Source organism: Paenibacillus sp. RC84 (assembly GCF_041260495.1).
Classification (GTDB): Bacteria; Bacillota; Bacilli; order Paenibacillales; family NBRC-103111; genus Paenibacillus_F.
On sequence record NZ_JBGBYL010000005.1, the window covers coordinates 106945 to 122529 of the forward strand.

Below are 15585 nucleotides of genomic sequence, written 5' to 3' on the forward strand. Positions count from 1 at the left end.
CGCCCCGCTGTGCGTGCAAGTCTCAACTTACATAGGAGGTCACAAATGAAAAAGATTGGCGTTAGTCTGGCTGTATCCATCACGGCGTTCGCGGCGATGGGGTTATCCGCATCCGCAGCGCAGCCCCATTCCTCGTACTGGTATCCGGAGCAGTTGCTGAAATGGAGCCCCGGGGCCGATCCCGACGCGAAATTCAACCGCGGCTCGATCCCGCTGCAGGAACGTTTTACGGGCGACAAGGTGAATGCGAACGCGTCCAAGGAGCCCAAAATCGTGGCGCTTTCCGCCCTCAACGCGGGAACGAGCGGCGTTCCTTCGCAGGGCTCGGACAAATTCACAGCCAACACGTTCGGTTATTGGCAGTATGTCGACAAGCTGGTCTATTGGGGAGGCTCGGCCGGTGAAGGCATCATCGTGCCTCCAAGCGCCGACGCGATAGACGCCGCCCATAAGAACGGCGTGCCGATCATGGGCACCGTCTTTTTCCCGCCGAGCGTGTACGGGGGCAAATACGACTGGGTGAAGCAGACGCTTCAGCAGAAACCGGACGGCTCGTTCCCGGTAGCCGACAAGCTGATCGAGGTGGCGAAAACATACGGCTTCGACGGCTGGTTCATCAACCAGGAAACCGAGGGCGGCACTCCGGCGGATGCCCAGAAAATGAAGGAATTCCTGAAATATCTGGAGGCCCGCAAATCCTCGTCCATGCAGATCATGTGGTACGATTCCATGACCAAAGACGGCGCGATCAGCTGGCAGAACGCGCTGAACGACAAGAACGGGATGTTCCTGCAGGACAAACAACAGAAGGTTTCGGACAGTATGTTCCTTAACTTCTGGTGGAGAGATCTGGCGGGTTCGGCCGCCAAAGCGAAAAGCCTGGGCCGGAGCCCGTACGAGCTGTTCGCGGGCATCGACGTCGAGGCCAAAGGCTACGACACCAGCATCCAGTGGGACATGCTGTTCCCGACAGGCAAGCCGACGGCGACTTCGCTGGGCATTTACCGGCCCGACTGGGCATTTAACAGCGCGGAGAACATGAAGGACTTTTTCGCCAGGGAGAATAAATTCTGGGTCGGCCAGAACGGCGATCCTTCCCGCACGGATACGAACCAAGCCTGGAAAGGCATGGCTCATTATGTGGCCGAACAATCCGCGGTCAACCGGCTGCCTTTCGTGACGCATTTCAACACGGGAAGCGGTCAGCAGTACTACGCGGACGGCAAACTCGTACGCGACAAAGGCTGGAACAACCGAAGCCTGCAGGATATTTTGCCGACCTGGCGCTGGATGGCGGAGAGTAAGGGAACCGCGCTTAAACCGAGCCTCGACTGGTCGGACGCCTATTACGGCGGCAGCTCTCTTAAGGTGGAAGGGACGCTGAGTCCGGCCAATGCCACGACGCTTAAGCTGTACCGGACGGACCTGGCTATCGAACCGGCCACTAAATTGTCGGTTACGTATAAAACTTCGTCCAAGCCGGGCATGAAAGTGGCCCTGACTTTTGCCGACCCGAAGGATGAGGTCGTTTATCTGGACGTAAAGGATAAAATTCAGCCGGGCTGGACGACCGAAACATTTAATTTGACGCCATATAAAGGAAGGCGCATTTCGTCGATTTCGCTCGTGTTCGACTCGAAAGAAACGATCCCGGCCTACGCGATCAACATCGGCAAGCTTTCAATCAGCAGCGCGAAGCAAGAACAATCGTCGTCTCTGCCGGCCGTCAACGATCTCAAAGTCACCGGTTCCGACTTCCGCGACGGCATCTACGGAGATGCCCGCCTGGAGTGGACGGCCCTGGACAAAGACGTGAAACAGTACGAAATTTATTGCGTACTTCCGGGCGGTAAGGAGGAATTCCTAGGAGCTACTCCCAACAACGTTTACTATGTGCCTGAAATGAAAAGAAGCAATAAAGAGGACACGACCGTGCTTAAGGTCGTTGCGGTCAACGGACAGTACCGGGCAGGGCAGGCGGCAACGGCGGCGATCAAGTGGCCGGCTTATCCGAAACCAGCGGCCCGTTTTAAAACGGACAAAACGCTTGTCGCTCCCGGTGAGCAGGTGACGCTGATCGACCAGTCGACGGAAGTCGCCGAAGAATGGCTGTGGACGATAGATGGCGCGAGCCCTTCCACAAGTACGGACAAACAGCCGGTTGTCACATTTGCCGAGGAGGGCGTTTACAGCGTGACGCTCACGGCCAAAAACAGCGCCGGTCAAGATTCCGTGACCAAGCAAGCGCTTATTACCGTCCGCAAAGACGCGGGCGCGGCCGTAAACCTGGCGCTCGGCAAAACCGCTAAAGCGGACAACGCCTGCGGTCCTGCCGAAGGAGCGGCTAACGCGGTGGACGGCAAAGTCACCGGCAACAGCAAATGGTGCGCACTGGGCAATCTGCCTCACTGGCTCACCGTGGACCTGGGGGCGGAGAAAACGATCAGCGGATTCGTGCTGAAGCATGCCGAAGCCGGCGGCGAATGGGCAGGCTTCAACACGAGCGACTATACCGTGCAGGTGAGTGCGGACGGCGTTACGTGGACGGACGTTCTGGAAGTAAAAGGAAACCGGGCGGGCGAGACGAACGACGCAGTTGCGCTGGTAAAGGCTCGTTATGTGAAGCTGAACATCGTTAAAGCGAGCCAGGGCGGGGATACGGCGGCCCGGATTTACGAATTTGAGGTGCGCGGACTCCAGTAAGCCGGAGTTTAACGGATTTGCAAAGCATCCGGAGGAAATTGGGGTAAGAAAAAAGGACCGTTTCGTCAGCCTGGAGTAAACGGGTACCCGTACACGGGACACTTCCAAAAAAGTGTTTAGCGTACGGGTACCTTTTTGTATATAGGAGATAACGGTGGGGGCGAACAAGATGAGAAAAAAACATGTCAATCAAATCGAACGTGAAAAAGATGACTCCTGTGCCATGCAGGAACCATCTCTTAAGTGCTGCTTAGTTCTTTTTTTCAAGTGCCCTTGACTAAGGGGCCAGTTTACAGAGGCCGTGCGGAGCGGAGCGGCTAATTCGCCGGTTCGCGGTCAGTCAGTCGGCGGGGCGATCGGGCGTTCTCGCGTCCGCCGCTTTACACCCCGGACGCCCCGGTTCCACCCGCGCGCCCCGCGGTCATCCCGCGCTCTCGGCCCCCTCGGCGGCGCCTGTCCCTCCGGCCGACAGCCGGGGCCAGGCGGCCTGCCACTCGCGGAGGCCCGCTTCGACTTCGTCGCGGGGAAGCTTGCCCGCTTGCAGCTTCTCGTCGCTGCAAGCGAGCAGCCGCCTGTAGAAGGCAAGGCCCCGCTCGGGAAGCTCTCCGTCTCCCGAGGACTCTCTGCCTTTCAGCTCGTAGAGGAGGTTTTCCGCTTCGTCATAGCTTCCGGCAGCGGTGCAGTACTCCATGAGCTTGTACAGGACAGTGGCGGGCTGGCGGTACGCTTTCAGCCGGTGGTTCAAGTAGGCGATCTCCGCGTGAAGGGACACGTCGTCCGATTCCGCGCCCAGCTCTGCCGCCGTCAAATAAAAGTACAGCGCATTGACCCTGCGCTGGTACGCCTCGCGCTCCCCGGACATTTCTTCGTAAATGTCCGCTTCCTCGCGGAGCAGCTTGCCGGCCGCCAGAAGCTTTTCGCCGCTCAGCGAGGCTCCCGTCATCATCATGCGGAGGGCGTCCTCCTCCGGAACGGAGCCGAGCAGCTTGGACGGCGGAAGCTGCATCCGGCCGTACAGCTCGCCGAGCTCGGCCAGAGCCTCCGCATGCTTCTTCTCTTTGCGAAGCTTGAGGATGCGGGTTGCAATCGCTTCGGTCATCTGCGTGATCATCGTCAATAAGTAATCTTTCCGTTCGAACAAGCGGGTTCCTCCTTATCGCGGCGGCGCATGCTGCCAGGCAGCGGCAGCCGGGTTGATTTAGCTGGATGAAGCGTTCTGCCCCTTCGAGGCGATATGCTGCGCGATGGCCACGCCATGTTTGCGGCCGGTCTCGATGAAAATCTCGTTGGCGTTGTGGCCCGAGGCGATAACGCCGGCGACATACAGACCCGGCACGCCCGATTCCATCGTCTCCGGATTATAGAGCGGCTTCAGATGCTCGCCCTGCAGCTCCACGCCCGATCCGATCATCAAGGTCCGGTCGGGCCGGAAGCCGGTGAGCGCCAGGACGAAATCGTTATGAAGCACGGTTTGCGTCCCGTTCGTGTCGACGGTTACCGTCAGATCGTCGATCCGGACGACACGGGAAGAGTAAAGCATGCGGATGTGGCCTTTGGCGACCATGCTCTCGAAAATCGGTCTCACCCAGGGCTTGATGGACGGGGACATCTGCTCCTGCCGGTACACGACCGTCACTTCCGCGCCGACGCGCATCAGATCAAGAGCCGCATCGATAGCCGAATTGTTGCCCCCGATAATGACGACTTTCATATTCGTATAAGGGTGGGCCTCCCGGTAATAATGGGTTACTTTCGGAAGCTCCTCCCCGGGTATTCCGAGTAGGTTCGGCGTATCGAAATAGCCGGTTGAAATGACTACATGTTTCGCTTCGGTTACGATTTGCCGCCCGCCGCGGTTTACGGAAGTGACGACAAAATGGCCGTCCTTCTTACGGATGGAAGTGACTTCTTCGTAGCTCCGGATGTTTAAATCGTAATGCCGGGCAACGTTCCGGTAATAAAAAAGAGCTTCCTGGCGGCTGGGTTTGTCGCTCGGCGTCGTAAACGGGATATCGCCGATTTCCAGCAGGTCCGGCGTGCTGAAAAACTGGAGATGGGTCGGGTACAAATAAATGGAATTCACGATACAGTGCTTCTCGATCACGAGCGCGGGGATGCCCGCTTTCTTCAATTCGACGGCAGCCGAGATTCCGCAAGGGCCGGCTCCGACAATGATGACTTCTTCCATAAGATGGTGGCCTCCTTCCGTCACGGATGAAGACAGGCGTAAATATTCCTACTTGCGTCTGACAGTAAGCAGCGACGGTTTTTATACCATAGTAACGCAATCGGAGATAAAAAGACAACCTGCCGGCGAGGCCCACCTATGTCCTGGGTTTCTCTTCCGCACGCAAGTGAGAACCGGCAGATGTGAGCAACCGGGGGTTACGCCTCCCATGTGTATAACAAAAAGCGCATCCCGGTGTAAAAACCGGAATGCGCTGCTTTATCCGTGTCCGCCCGGGGCCGCAAGGCCGACCCGCTCTACGAGCCGGCGGCTCTCTTCGTTGAGTCCCGTGATAGACACCTTTTTATGAAGAAGATCGTATTTCAGCACCACTTTGGAAATAGCCGTGACGGCCGAATGATCCCAAATGTGGGAATGGGAGAAATCGATCGTGATCCGCTCCGGATCGTTCATGTAGTCGAACTGCTCGATGAAATGCGTCATCGTGCCGAAAAACATCTGGCCGGATACCGTGTACGTCTTGGTTCCGTCCGCACTTACCTTGGCCGTCGCACGGATCTTGGCCATTTTCCAGGCGAAAACGACGGCGCTGATCAGAACGCCCGCGAACACGCCCTTGGACAAGTCGTGAGTGGCGACGACAATCGCTACCGTGACGATCATAACCAGCGCATCGGACAGCGGAATTTTCGCCAGCTGGGGAATGGACTTCCAATCGAACGTACCGATGGAGACCATGATCATCACGCCGACGAGAGCCGCCATCGGGATTTTCTCGACGACGGGACCGAGAACAAGGATCAGGAACAGCAGGAACAGACCCGCAACCAGCGTGGACAAACGGGTCCGTCCGCCCGACTTGATGTTGATGACGGATTGTCCGATCATGGCGCAGCCCGCCATTCCGCCAAAGAAGCCGGTCACGATATTGGCCGCGCCCTGACCGCGGACTTCGCGGTTTTTATCGCTTGGCGTGTCGGTCATTTCATCTAAGATCGTAGCTGTGAGCAGCGATTCGAGAATGCCGACGAAAGCAAGAGACAGGGAATACGGGAAAATAATTTTCAAGGTATCCCACGTAAACAGAACTTGCGGCAGGTGGAACAAAGGCAGCGAGCTTGTGATCCGGCCCATGTCGCCGACCGTATTGACCCCAATGCCGAAAGAAATGGTGACAATCGAAACGAGAATGATAGCCGCAAGCGCGGATGGCATCGCCTTCGTAAATCTCGGCAGGATATAAATAATGGCAAGCGTGACGCCGACGAGGGCATACATGACCCAGCTTTGACCGACAAAATGAGTGAGCTGTGCCGTGAAAATCAGGATCGCCAAGGCGTTCACAAAACCGGTCATAACCGATTGGGGCACGAAGCGGACCAGTTTGCCGAGCTTAAGCAGACCGAGAATATATTGAAGGATTCCGGTCAAAACCGTGGCGGCGAACAAGTACTCCAGGCCGTATTCTTTGACAAGCGGAGCCATGACGAGCGCCATCGCTCCCGTAGCCGCCGAAATCATGCCGGGCCTGCCGCCGAAGAATGAAATGACGAACGCCATCGTAAACGAGGCGTAAAGCCCGACCATGGGATCGACTCCGGCGATAATCGAGAAAGCGATCGCTTCCGGAATAAGCGCCAGCGCTACCGTAATCCCCGACAATATATCGCTGCGCGGATTGGAAAACCACGTTCTATTCAGTTGTCTAAGCAAGTTGAAAATCCTCCTCTGTTATGGGTTCAACTGGTTAATAAGTGACTTTCCACTCTCAGGAAAGTCGGGGCCGATGATCACTAAAAGACATTATAACGAAGAGAGGGAAGCGATTCATTTCTTTAAAAGCCGATGATAGCGCTTTAATGATCGGTTTTCTAGTGTTTTCTCACTTTTTCTTAAAAATAAGGACTTCTTATAAGAGACTTGTACGCAAGGAAGCGGAAAGTGGAGAAATTCAAGAAGACTTTACGCAAATGGAGCGGACTTTCTTTTTTGGAGACAGAGGAGTAGAGTAAAAGGGTGCATCAGTAATCATTTACATAGGGGGTTGTCATTCATGACATCATTCCAGAAACAGCTGGAGAAATATGCCGAACTGGTCGTAAAAGTAGGCGTTAACATTCAACCGGGACAGATTCTGTACATTGAATCGCCGATCGAAAGTGTGGAGTTTACGCGTCACGTCGTAAGAAAAGCTTACGAAGCGGGAGCCAAATTCGTCGAGGTGAACTGGAGCGACGAGCAGACGACACGCATTCGGTACGAATCCGCGCCTGACGAGTCGTTTGATTTCTATCCGGAGTGGACGGCGAGAATGATGGAACAGCTTGCCGAAGGCAACGGCGCCCTGCTGAACATCAAGGTACCCGATCCGGAGCTGTTCAAAGGCACCGATACGGGCAAAATTTCACGTGCGGGCAAAGCGGCCTCGATCGCAAGACAACGCTTCCAGGGTTATGTCCGCAACCATAAATTCAGCTGGTGTCTCGTTAAAGCGCCGACTAAAGCGTGGGCGGATAAAGTGTTTGCCGACCTGCCTGAGGACGAACGCGTTTCCGTTATGTGGGAAACGATCTTTAAAATGAACCGCGTCGATAAAGACGATCCGGTCGCCGCCTGGAAAGAGCACATTGCGCAATTGTCCGAGACGCATGAGCGGCTGACCGCCAAGAAGTACCGCCGTCTGCACTATAAAGCGCCGGGAACGGATCTGTCGGTGGAGCTGCCCGAAGGCCATCTGTGGCTCGGCGGCGGGGGAGAAAACGAGCAGGGCGATTATTTCGTCGCCAACATGCCGACCGAAGAAGTGTTCACCATGCCGAAGCGCGACGGAGTCAACGGTACGGTATCGAGCACGATGCCGCTGAATCTGGGCGGCCGTCTAGTCGATAAGTTCAAGCTCACGTTCAAGGATGGGGTCGTGGTGGATTACTCCGCCGAAGTCGGACAGGAGCATCTCAAATCCCTGTTCGATACCGACGAGGGGGCGAAACGTCTCGGGGAAGTGGCGCTGGTGCCGCACGATTCGCCGATTTCGAATCTGAACCGGATCTTCTACAACACCGGTATCGACGAGAATGCCTCCTGCCACTTTGCCGTCGGAAGCGCCTACCCGTTCACTCTGGAGAACGGGACCAAGATGAGCCAGGAGGAACTTCTCGCGAGAGGAGCCAACGTGAGCCTGACGCACGTCGACTTTATGGTCGGCTCCGCCGATCTCGATATCGACGGGGAACTCGCGGACGGGACAATCGAGCCGATCTTCCGCAAAGGCAACTGGGTCTAAGGAGTTATTCCATGCAAAAAGCGCCGGGGACTTTTCAGTCCCGGCGCTTTTTTTTTATTTTGCCTGTCATACAGGGTTCCGTTCTTACAAATTGCGGCTGTTCTCGTCCTGATGGGTGCCGCTGATTTTGTTGCGTGTATTCCATTCCTCCGCCTGAGGCTCGATGTCCTGCTTGCGGTCCACCTTATGCTCCTGCTCGGGAGAATTGTGATCGGGATTTTTCTCGTTGCGCACTTCTTGACCTTTGGGCTGTTCCATGTCCATTCCCTCCTAAATGTGTGGGTTACCTATACATACCCGTCCTAAAGCCGGAGAAAACAAGAGGCACTTGCGTGGCAGGGCCTTGTACGGTTTATAATAAGAAGGAAGGCGGATCGAAACCGGGTCCGGAACGGAACCATTTACATAGTCGGACTCATCTTGAACACGGGATTCAGAGAGTCATCAGAAGGAGGGGCCTGAGTATGCAAATCAAGATCACGGAAGCCGCATCGGATCTTTTCAGGAAAGACTGGGGGTTTGGCGGCGGGGATCATGTGCGCATTTTTGTACGTTACAGCGGCGGGGGCGAGGATGCCTTTTCATTCGGGATCATTAAAGATGCTCCGCATTATCCGGCCGTGACGGCCGAGGCCGGCGGCGTTACTTTTTTTATGGAAGAAAAAGACGTCTGGTATCTGGACGGCAAAGATCTCCACGTAGACGGCATTGCCGAAGAAATTGTTCTAAAACGGCTGTGAAAACGGCTTTGAGTTAAAGACCGGAAGGAGACGGGACCCATGGCCCCTGTAGTTGCTTTTATATACGCGCATCCGGACGACGAATCGTTCGCGAGCGCCTGTCTGATCCGCTCTCTGGCGGATCGGGGAATACGCAGCGTGCTGCTCTGCGCTACGCGCGGAGATGCGGGGAGACCGGGACCGCTCGGTCCCATGACCCCGGAGCAGTTAGCCGCCGCGCGCGAAATCGAGCTGCGGACCGCCTGCGATCTGCTGGGCGTATCGGCCGTGGAGCACCTCGGGCTGCCGGACGGCAAGCTGGCCGGGATGGACAGGCGGGCGCTGGCGGATGCGGTGGCCGAATTCCTGAACGAAACGGAAGCGTCCGTCGTCGTCACATTCCCGGAAGACGGAATCAGCGGCCACCCGGATCACATCGCCGTCCACCATGCGGTAAACGAAGCCGTTCTCGGCGGACGTTGTCCTCACGTTCAGAAATACTATTACAACCTGCCCTTTGCGGGCGTAAAGGCGGATGCGCCTTCCGTGCTCAGGCTCGAAACCGCGCCCTACTGGAAGGTCAAAGCCCAGGCGCTTCTGGCGCACCAGTCCCAGCAGTTTTCCGTGGAGAAGGCGTTCGGCCCAACCGAAACGCTCCCGGAGAGCACAGATTTTCCTTATGAAAACTTCGGGCTCGTCTGGCTGCGCGGCGAGAAGAACCCGGTCCGCAAAGAAGAATCGGTACTGGATGATCTGATTTAGCGAAAAGATACGCCAAAAAGCTCCGTACAAGCTGCTGCATGCAGCCTGTAACGGAGCTTTTGTGTGTAAATCGTGGCATGCCGGTGTTACGCCTGCTGGAAGGAGAAAAATTTCTGGATCGTTTCGTTGACGGTCCGGCTGAATATCGGCTTGCTGATATAGTCGTCCATGCCGGCCGCAAGGCATTTTTCCCGGTCGCCTTTGAGTGCGTTTGCCGTAACGGCCACGATGATCGGATATTCTTCGGGCCTGAGCGCTTCCTTAATCATCCGCGCCGCATCCAGGCCGTTTATTTCCGGCATATGCACATCCATAAACACGAGATCGTACCGTTCGGTCAGCGCGGCTTCGACGACCTCGCTGCCGTTGTCCACCACGCGCACGGTATGGCCCTGGTTGGTGAGCATTTTGACGAGCACAAGCTGATTGATCCGGTTGTCTTCCGCTACGAGGATTTTGAGGGAGTGGCCGTAAGCTTTCTCCGCCGCCGTCTTGTCTCTAAGAAGCGGCACAGCCTCCCCCGCCGCTTCTTTCAGAACGACGGTGAAAAGGAAATGAGCGCCGGGTTCTTCCGGCTGCTCTATCCAGATATCGCCTCCCATGAGCTGGACCAGCTTCTTGCAGATGGCGAGTCCGAGCCCGGTTCCCTCCGTTTCGCGCGTCATGAAATTATCCAGCTGATAGAAAGGCTGGAACAGCTTGTCGGCTTTTTCTTTAGGAATTCCGATTCCCGTATCTTTAACCTGGAACAATAGCTCGACGGTTCCCTGCGAATGAGCCTGCTTTTTGACGGAAACCGTGATGTTTCCCGTACTCGTGAATTTCACGGCGTTCCCGATCAGGTTAATGAGCACCTGCTTTAAGCGTTTGGCGTCGCCAAGAAGGGTAGACGGCATATTCTGGCTCAAGGCGCAGGTCATCTCGAGATTTTTTTCTATCGCTTTGGGCGTCAGAAGATCGACGGACTCCAGGATGCAGGTGCGGATATCGAACGGTTCCTCGACCAGTTCGGTTACACCCGACTCGATTTTGGAGAAGTCCAGAATATCGTTGATGATGACGAGCAGCGTGTCGCCGCTTTTGCGGATGATATTCAAGTATTCTCTCTGCTCCGAGCTGAGGGAGGTCGTTTCAAGCAGAAGATCCGTCATGCCGATCACCGCATTCATGGGTGTGCGGATTTCATGGCTCATCATGGCAAGAAACTCGCCCTTTGCTTTGTTCGTGGCTTCCGCGCTTTCCTTCTCGATCATCAGCTTTTTCTGTTCCCGGATATCTTTGGCGATAATGTAATACCCGACGTTCGCTTCACTGATGATGATGGGAGCGATCGTTGTCAGCACTTCCACGGTGTTGCCGTACTTATCCGTAATTTTGTCGATGCGTTTCTCGGCGGAATTGTCTTTTAAGGAAGCCTCGAGGATATCCGTAATTTCCTCCGTTCCGAGCAGCTCCGTGAAGCAGGCGCCGATCATTTCGTGAACCGCATAACCGGTCATTTCCTGGGCCATCAGATTGGTGTTCAGGATTTTTCCTTCCAGATCAAGCGAAAAGACGGCGTCGTGGTTGTATTTTTTCAGCGACGTATAGCGTTCGACCGTTTCCTGAAGCTTGAGTTCAACCAGCTTGCGGTCCGTAATATCTTGGATCGTGCCGTTGATTTTAAGGGGAATTCCCTGGTCCGAGTACGTAACAAGGCCGCGGATATGCAGATATTTGTCTGCACCGGCTTCCTTCCGGCTCCGGTACTCGAAACTGAGCTCCTTGTCCACCAAGGCTTTATCCAGCTTTTCTTTAAAAGCAGGGTGGAGATCTTCGCTGACCAGGCTCAGGATGCCGTGAACAGCGGTGCTTTCCGGATCAATTCCCGACACCAGGAAGAACTGGTCCGAGAAAAGAATCTCGTTGCTTGAAATGTCCCATTCCCAGCTTCCCATCAGGGCGATGCGCTGGGCTTCCGCTATGAATTGTTCGTTCTTTTTGCGGTCCGAAATTTCTTGTCCGATTTTCAGAGAAAGTTCCTCGCCGTTGTCGCCGATTATCGTCTTCACGGTCAAGTCGAACCAGATGTGGCGTCCGTCTTTGTGAAGCAATTTGACCTGCCGCGCATATTCTTCATTTACGGCGGAAACGGACTGCTGCGTTTGTAAACTGGGGGGAAAGGAGTAAAGCACATCCTCGGTGATCCCGATGAGCTCGTCCGGAGAATACCCCAGTATCCGCCGGATGGAAGGCGCGCAGTCCAAAATCGTCCCGTCGGGAGCCGTAAGGTAGAAGAGATCCCGGGAATGCTCGGACATCAGCCGGTACTGGTGCTTAATTCTGTTCCAGGTCTGTACGTCATCTTGGACAGGCGAGAGCTCGGACGCCTGCAGGACGTGACACTCGGTTGTTTCGGGCGAATTCCCGGTCAGACGGCTTATTGTAAGCAGGACGGGGATTTCGCGCTTGGATTTATGAAATAAGCGAACTTTTTGTACGTCACTGTCCGGTGCGGGCGCTTCCGGCCATTCATCCTTCCAGTCGTCCGGATGCACAAGGTCTTTCAAAGCAATGCGGGCGAGTTCCTCCGAAGAATAGCCGCAAAGGCGGCACCAGGGATCGTTTACTTTCATCCACCCGCCGTCCCGGGAATACAAGGCAAGGCCGTCTGTCGTATGGGCAAATAAGTGGTCCACCAGGGACTGAGGATTAATTTGCAGGCTGGTCATGTTAGTCACCATCTCCTTGAGACTGAATATTGAAGATTCAAAATTAATCCATTGGGGTTATATACCCGAATTTTAACGAATGAAACAGACAAATTTCAACAAAAAAAGATGAACAGCATTCCGGCTGTTCATCTTCGCATAATTACCCGGTCAGGAAGGCTGGCCAGTCTTTTCTTTGGCGGGTACGACCCGGGCGTTCCCCATGAGGAACACAATGATCACGGCCAGAACGATGGGAATGAGGGCGACCATGAAAGTAAAGGCGATCGACTCGGATAGGGCGTGAATAATTTTGTTTAAAATATCCGGCGGAATCAAGGCTCGTTTGTCCGCCTGGAAAATCTGCTGCGGATTGCTCATATCGATTCCGGCCATCCCGCCGCCGTTCATTCCCTGGAAGGCGGTTTTGATTTTGTCGGTGAAGACGTTCGCTTGAATGCTGCCGAAAATCGTAATGCCGATCGTCATCCCGAACGATCTCAGAAACGAGTTCGTGGAGGTCGCCGTGCCGCGGTACCGCGGTTCCAGGTTGAAGGTGGAAGCGGTAGGCAGCAGGGAGAAGGAGAAACCGACACCGAAACCGGCGATGATCATAAACACGGTCAGGAGAGCTCTGCTCGTCTCGGGCGTCAGTCCCCCGAGCAGGTACATGCCGGCGAGGAACGAGAAGACGGAAATAATCATCAGATTCCGGAAGCTCGTTTTCGTCTGGAAAATTCCCCCCATCGCGCTGCCCGCTACGCTGCCCAGCATCATCGGCGTCAGGATCAGGCCCGCGTTCGTTGCGGAACCGCCAAAGACGGCCTGCACATAAATGGGGATATACACCGTCAGAATAATGAAGGTGGCCCCGTAGAGCAGCGCAAGAAGCTGAGAGGTCGCGAACAGGCGGCGTTTGAACAGCCAGAACGAGATGATCGGGTCTTTCGCTTTCCGTTCGATGATGAAGAACAGGATGAAGAATACGGCAAAGCTTGCAAACAGGCTTACGATGGGAACCGAATCCCAGGCGTATTTCTTGCCGCCGAGCTCCAGGGCGAACATGAGGCTGACGACCGCGACGACGAGCGTGATCGCCCCCCACCAGTCGATGCGCTGTTCGACATGCTGAGGAGATTCCTTGTATGCGCGCATAATAAGGTACAGGGATACCAGACCGATCGGCAGGTTGACGTAGAACACCCAATGCCAGCTTATGTATTCCGTGATATAAGCTCCGAGCAGGGGACCGAGCACACTCGCCGAGCCGAACACCGCACCCAGCAGACCGGTCATTTTACCCCGCTTCTCGGGCGGGAAAATATCGAAGACGATCGTGAACGCGATCGGCAGCAGCGCGCCGCCTCCGATTCCCTGGATCGCCCGGTAGATGCTGAGCTGGACGATGCTCTGGGCAATTCCGCACAGGGCGGAGCCCAGCAGGAAGACGATCAGGCCGAAGATAAAAAAGCGTTTGCGGCCGTACATATCGGACAGCTTGCCGAAGATCGGCATTCCGGCCATCGTCGTCACCATGTAAGCGGACGTGACCCAGACGAATTTGTCGAAGCCGCCCAAATCGGAAACGATGGTGCCCATGGCGGTAGCGACAATCGTGTTGTCCATGGCCGACATCAGGATAGCCAGCAGCAGCCCGGCTACGACCTGGTTAAGATTGTTGTCTTTCTGAATCAAGGGAAAATCCTCCTCTGAATAAGTTGCGATTCCAAGTTTAGCGGTCCTTCTCCGGCGTCTGGAAGTCATCTCCTTTGCAAAAAAAGGTTTATTCGTTAAAATAAATAAACAACCCCATCAACCCCATTATCTTGATTATCAAGATAATTTCTAGTTTATGAGGAGGAATTTTACTTGTCAAGCGTTTTGCCCGAATCTGAAGAGAAAGTGCTGGAGCTGATCGGTCATATGCGTAAAATGTCTACGCGAATTGTTCTTTTTCAGCAAAATGCGGCACATTCCCTAGGGGTCATACATACCGATTTGAAAACGGCGGACATCCTGAACGAAAAAGGACCGATCACGGCCGGTGAACTTGCCAAGCTGACCGGATTGACTACGGGAACCGTCACGGCTCTGATCGACCGGCTGGAGCAAGCGGGATTCGTGCGCAGGGAAAAGGACCCTCACGACGGCCGCCGCGTCATCATCGTTCCGGTCAAAGAGAAGCAAAAGGCTATCAGGGCGCTGTATAAGCCGCTGGGAAATATGACCCGGGAAGTTTGCGAGGCTTATACGCCGGAGCAGCTGGATCTCATCAATGCGTTCCTCTCGCGAATGGTCGGCGTATTCGAACAGGCGAATAGCGGCGTGAGCGGGCCGAAGCCGGACGACCGGTGCTGTAAGAACGCCCGGTCCGAGAGACGTGATTACGAATAGGCCGGTATCGGAAACGGAGAAGCGTTCGGACGGCGACAGCTTTTTCCAGGGCGTCGAAGATCGATGGCTGCGGCACGTGCCGGTTGCGGTTATGGCTGCGCTGCCGGCCCGGGAGCTTCTCTTGACAGACGGCCGGTTATCCGCGGCGGATCATGCGTACAAGCTGCCGGGTGCCCTGTCTGCTCCGGCCGTTGCGGTTTATACGCGCAGCCTGTTCGGAACCGTGATCGCAGGGATGCTGTCACTGGCCGCACACCGATTTTTTTCTAAGACACACCAAAAAAGACATCAAGTCCCGCCTAATTGGCTGGTTCGGATGTCTTTTTGTTTGCTGAATCCGCTTTCGCGAATACGCAGGGGGGAGCAGCCCGCCCGAACGTTCCGTGGGCGGGCTAATTGCAGGGGGCAAGGTCCGCTACGATATCGGCCAGGGTAACGCCGGCAAGCTCCCGCTCCATAGCGAGCTGAGCCCGGTTGAACCGGGTTTCGAGCGTGCTCTGGATGTTCTTGCCGACCGGGCAGTCCGGATTCGTATTCTCGTGCATCGCGAACAGCTCGTCCTGCATGTCCGCCTGAACCGCCCGGTAAATATCGAGCAGAGTGATTTCGGCAGGAGTCCGGCCCAGAGCGGCTCCGGCGACTCCGGGGCTCGTCCGGGTCAAGCCCGCTTTATTCAACATGCCGGTAATCCGGCGAATGACGACCGGATTCGTATTGACGCTTCCGGCTATATACTCGGACGTGTTGCGTCCTTCTTTATTCAGCTCCAGCAGCGATAAAATGTGAACGGCTACGGCAAAGCGGCTGCTGATGGTCATGGGTCTCACCTCCGTCAAACAGATGCGG

Annotated in this window: 13 protein-coding genes; 6 read left to right on the forward strand and 7 right to left on the reverse strand. The window is 55.4% G+C overall.

Going from position 1 to position 15585, the window contains the following annotated elements; translation table 11 throughout:
- Positions 1-45 precede the first annotated feature (45 nt).
- Positions 46-2703 carry an endo-beta-N-acetylglucosaminidase gene (locus ABH899_RS13070; RefSeq protein WP_369996703.1) on the forward strand — a complete coding sequence of 886 codons (2658 nt, stop codon included), beginning with the start codon at positions 46-48 and terminating at the stop codon, positions 2701-2703.
- Positions 2704-3124: 421 nt separating this feature from the next.
- Here the strand turns inward: ABH899_RS13070 and ABH899_RS13075 are convergent, their stop codons facing one another.
- The 3 genes from ABH899_RS13075 to ABH899_RS13085 all read right to left on the reverse strand — a co-directional run bounded on the left by ABH899_RS13075 (position 3125) and on the right by ABH899_RS13085 (position 6604).
- Positions 3125-3844, reverse strand: a complete 720-nt coding sequence (locus ABH899_RS13075) for a DUF6483 family protein (RefSeq protein WP_369996705.1) — start codon at positions 3842-3844, stop codon at positions 3125-3127.
- A 57-nt stretch (positions 3845-3901) separates the two neighbouring features.
- Positions 3902-4891, reverse strand: a complete 990-nt coding sequence (locus ABH899_RS13080) for a YpdA family putative bacillithiol disulfide reductase (RefSeq protein WP_218228608.1) — start codon at positions 4889-4891, stop codon at positions 3902-3904.
- Between the two features lie 258 nt (positions 4892-5149).
- Positions 5150-6604: a SulP family inorganic anion transporter gene (locus ABH899_RS13085; RefSeq protein ID WP_369996708.1), complete on the reverse strand. Its 1455-nt coding sequence runs from the start codon at positions 6602-6604 to the stop codon at positions 5150-5152.
- A gap of 340 nt (positions 6605-6944) precedes the next feature.
- Here ABH899_RS13085 and ABH899_RS13090 point away from each other — a divergent pair, with 340 nt between their 5' ends.
- Positions 6945-8174, forward strand: coding sequence for an aminopeptidase (locus tag ABH899_RS13090; protein WP_369996710.1), 1230 nt, complete (start codon positions 6945-6947; stop codon positions 8172-8174).
- An 84-nt stretch (positions 8175-8258) separates the two neighbouring features.
- Here the strand turns inward: ABH899_RS13090 and ABH899_RS13095 are convergent, their stop codons facing one another.
- Entirely contained in the window at positions 8259-8432 is a 174-nt protein-coding gene (locus ABH899_RS13095; protein ID WP_009672764.1) for a hypothetical protein, read from the reverse strand.
- Positions 8433-8638: 206 nt separating this feature from the next.
- Between ABH899_RS13095 and ABH899_RS13100 the strand changes: the two genes are divergently transcribed.
- Together ABH899_RS13100 and ABH899_RS13105 are read left to right on the forward strand one after the other, a co-directional pair.
- Positions 8639-8914 (forward strand): HesB/YadR/YfhF family protein, encoded by a 276-nt coding sequence (locus ABH899_RS13100; protein ID WP_009672746.1) that lies wholly within the window; start codon positions 8639-8641, stop codon positions 8912-8914.
- Between the two features lie 39 nt (positions 8915-8953).
- On the forward strand, positions 8954-9655 hold the full coding sequence (locus ABH899_RS13105; RefSeq protein ID WP_369996715.1) for a PIG-L deacetylase family protein: 702 nt from the start codon (positions 8954-8956) through the stop codon (positions 9653-9655).
- Positions 9656-9741: 86 nt separating this feature from the next.
- Here the strand turns inward: ABH899_RS13105 and ABH899_RS13110 are convergent, their stop codons facing one another.
- Together ABH899_RS13110 and ABH899_RS13115 are read right to left on the reverse strand one after the other, a co-directional pair.
- On the reverse strand, positions 9742-12366 hold the full coding sequence (locus tag ABH899_RS13110) for a PAS domain S-box protein (RefSeq protein WP_369996718.1): 2625 nt from the start codon (positions 12364-12366) through the stop codon (positions 9742-9744).
- A gap of 150 nt (positions 12367-12516) precedes the next feature.
- On the reverse strand, positions 12517-14040 hold the full coding sequence (locus ABH899_RS13115; protein ID WP_009672869.1) for an MDR family MFS transporter: 1524 nt from the start codon (positions 14038-14040) through the stop codon (positions 12517-12519).
- 228 nt (positions 14041-14268) lie between these two features.
- On the opposite strand from ABH899_RS13115, the gene ABH899_RS13120 reads away from it, so the two are divergent.
- Together ABH899_RS13120 and ABH899_RS13125 are read left to right on the forward strand one after the other, a co-directional pair.
- Complete coding sequence (locus ABH899_RS13120; RefSeq protein WP_369997395.1) at positions 14269-14739, forward strand: MarR family transcriptional regulator; 471 nt, start codon at positions 14269-14271, stop codon at positions 14737-14739.
- Positions 14726-15175, forward strand: coding sequence for an AzlD domain-containing protein (locus ABH899_RS13125; protein ID WP_369996722.1), 450 nt, complete (start codon positions 14726-14728; stop codon positions 15173-15175). Before ABH899_RS13120 ends, ABH899_RS13125 begins: the two co-directional genes overlap by 14 nt.
- Here the strand turns inward: ABH899_RS13125 and ABH899_RS13130 are convergent.
- Positions 15132-15557, reverse strand: a complete 426-nt coding sequence (locus ABH899_RS13130) for an Rrf2 family transcriptional regulator (protein ID WP_369996725.1) — start codon at positions 15555-15557, stop codon at positions 15132-15134. The two genes, ABH899_RS13125 and ABH899_RS13130, sit on opposite strands and share 44 nt — an antisense overlap.
- Positions 15558-15585 lie beyond the last annotated feature (28 nt).

What these genes read in the sequence shown, in the direction of transcription:
- ABH899_RS13095 (WP_009672764.1), bottom strand. Translation starts at nt 8,432, where the DNA reads ATGGAACAGCCCAAAGGTCAAGAAGTGCGCAACGAGAAAAATCCCGAT.
- ABH899_RS13105 (WP_369996715.1), top strand. Translation starts at nt 8,954, where the DNA reads ATGGCCCCTGTAGTTGCTTTTATATACGCGCATCCGGACGACGAATCG.
- ABH899_RS13100 (WP_009672746.1), top strand. Translation starts at nt 8,639, where the DNA reads ATGCAAATCAAGATCACGGAAGCCGCATCGGATCTTTTCAGGAAAGAC.
- ABH899_RS13110 (WP_369996718.1), bottom strand. Translation starts at nt 12,366, where the DNA reads ATGACCAGCCTGCAAATTAATCCTCAGTCCCTGGTGGACCACTTATTT.
- ABH899_RS13090 (WP_369996710.1), top strand. Translation starts at nt 6,945, where the DNA reads ATGACATCATTCCAGAAACAGCTGGAGAAATATGCCGAACTGGTCGTA.
- ABH899_RS13080 (WP_218228608.1), bottom strand. Translation starts at nt 4,891, where the DNA reads ATGGAAGAAGTCATCATTGTCGGAGCCGGCCCTTGCGGAATCTCGGCT.
- ABH899_RS13070 (WP_369996703.1), top strand. Translation starts at nt 46, where the DNA reads ATGAAAAAGATTGGCGTTAGTCTGGCTGTATCCATCACGGCGTTCGCG.
- ABH899_RS13120 (WP_369997395.1), top strand. Translation starts at nt 14,269, where the DNA reads ATGCGTAAAATGTCTACGCGAATTGTTCTTTTTCAGCAAAATGCGGCA.
- ABH899_RS13130 (WP_369996725.1), bottom strand. Translation starts at nt 15,557, where the DNA reads ATGACCATCAGCAGCCGCTTTGCCGTAGCCGTTCACATTTTATCGCTG.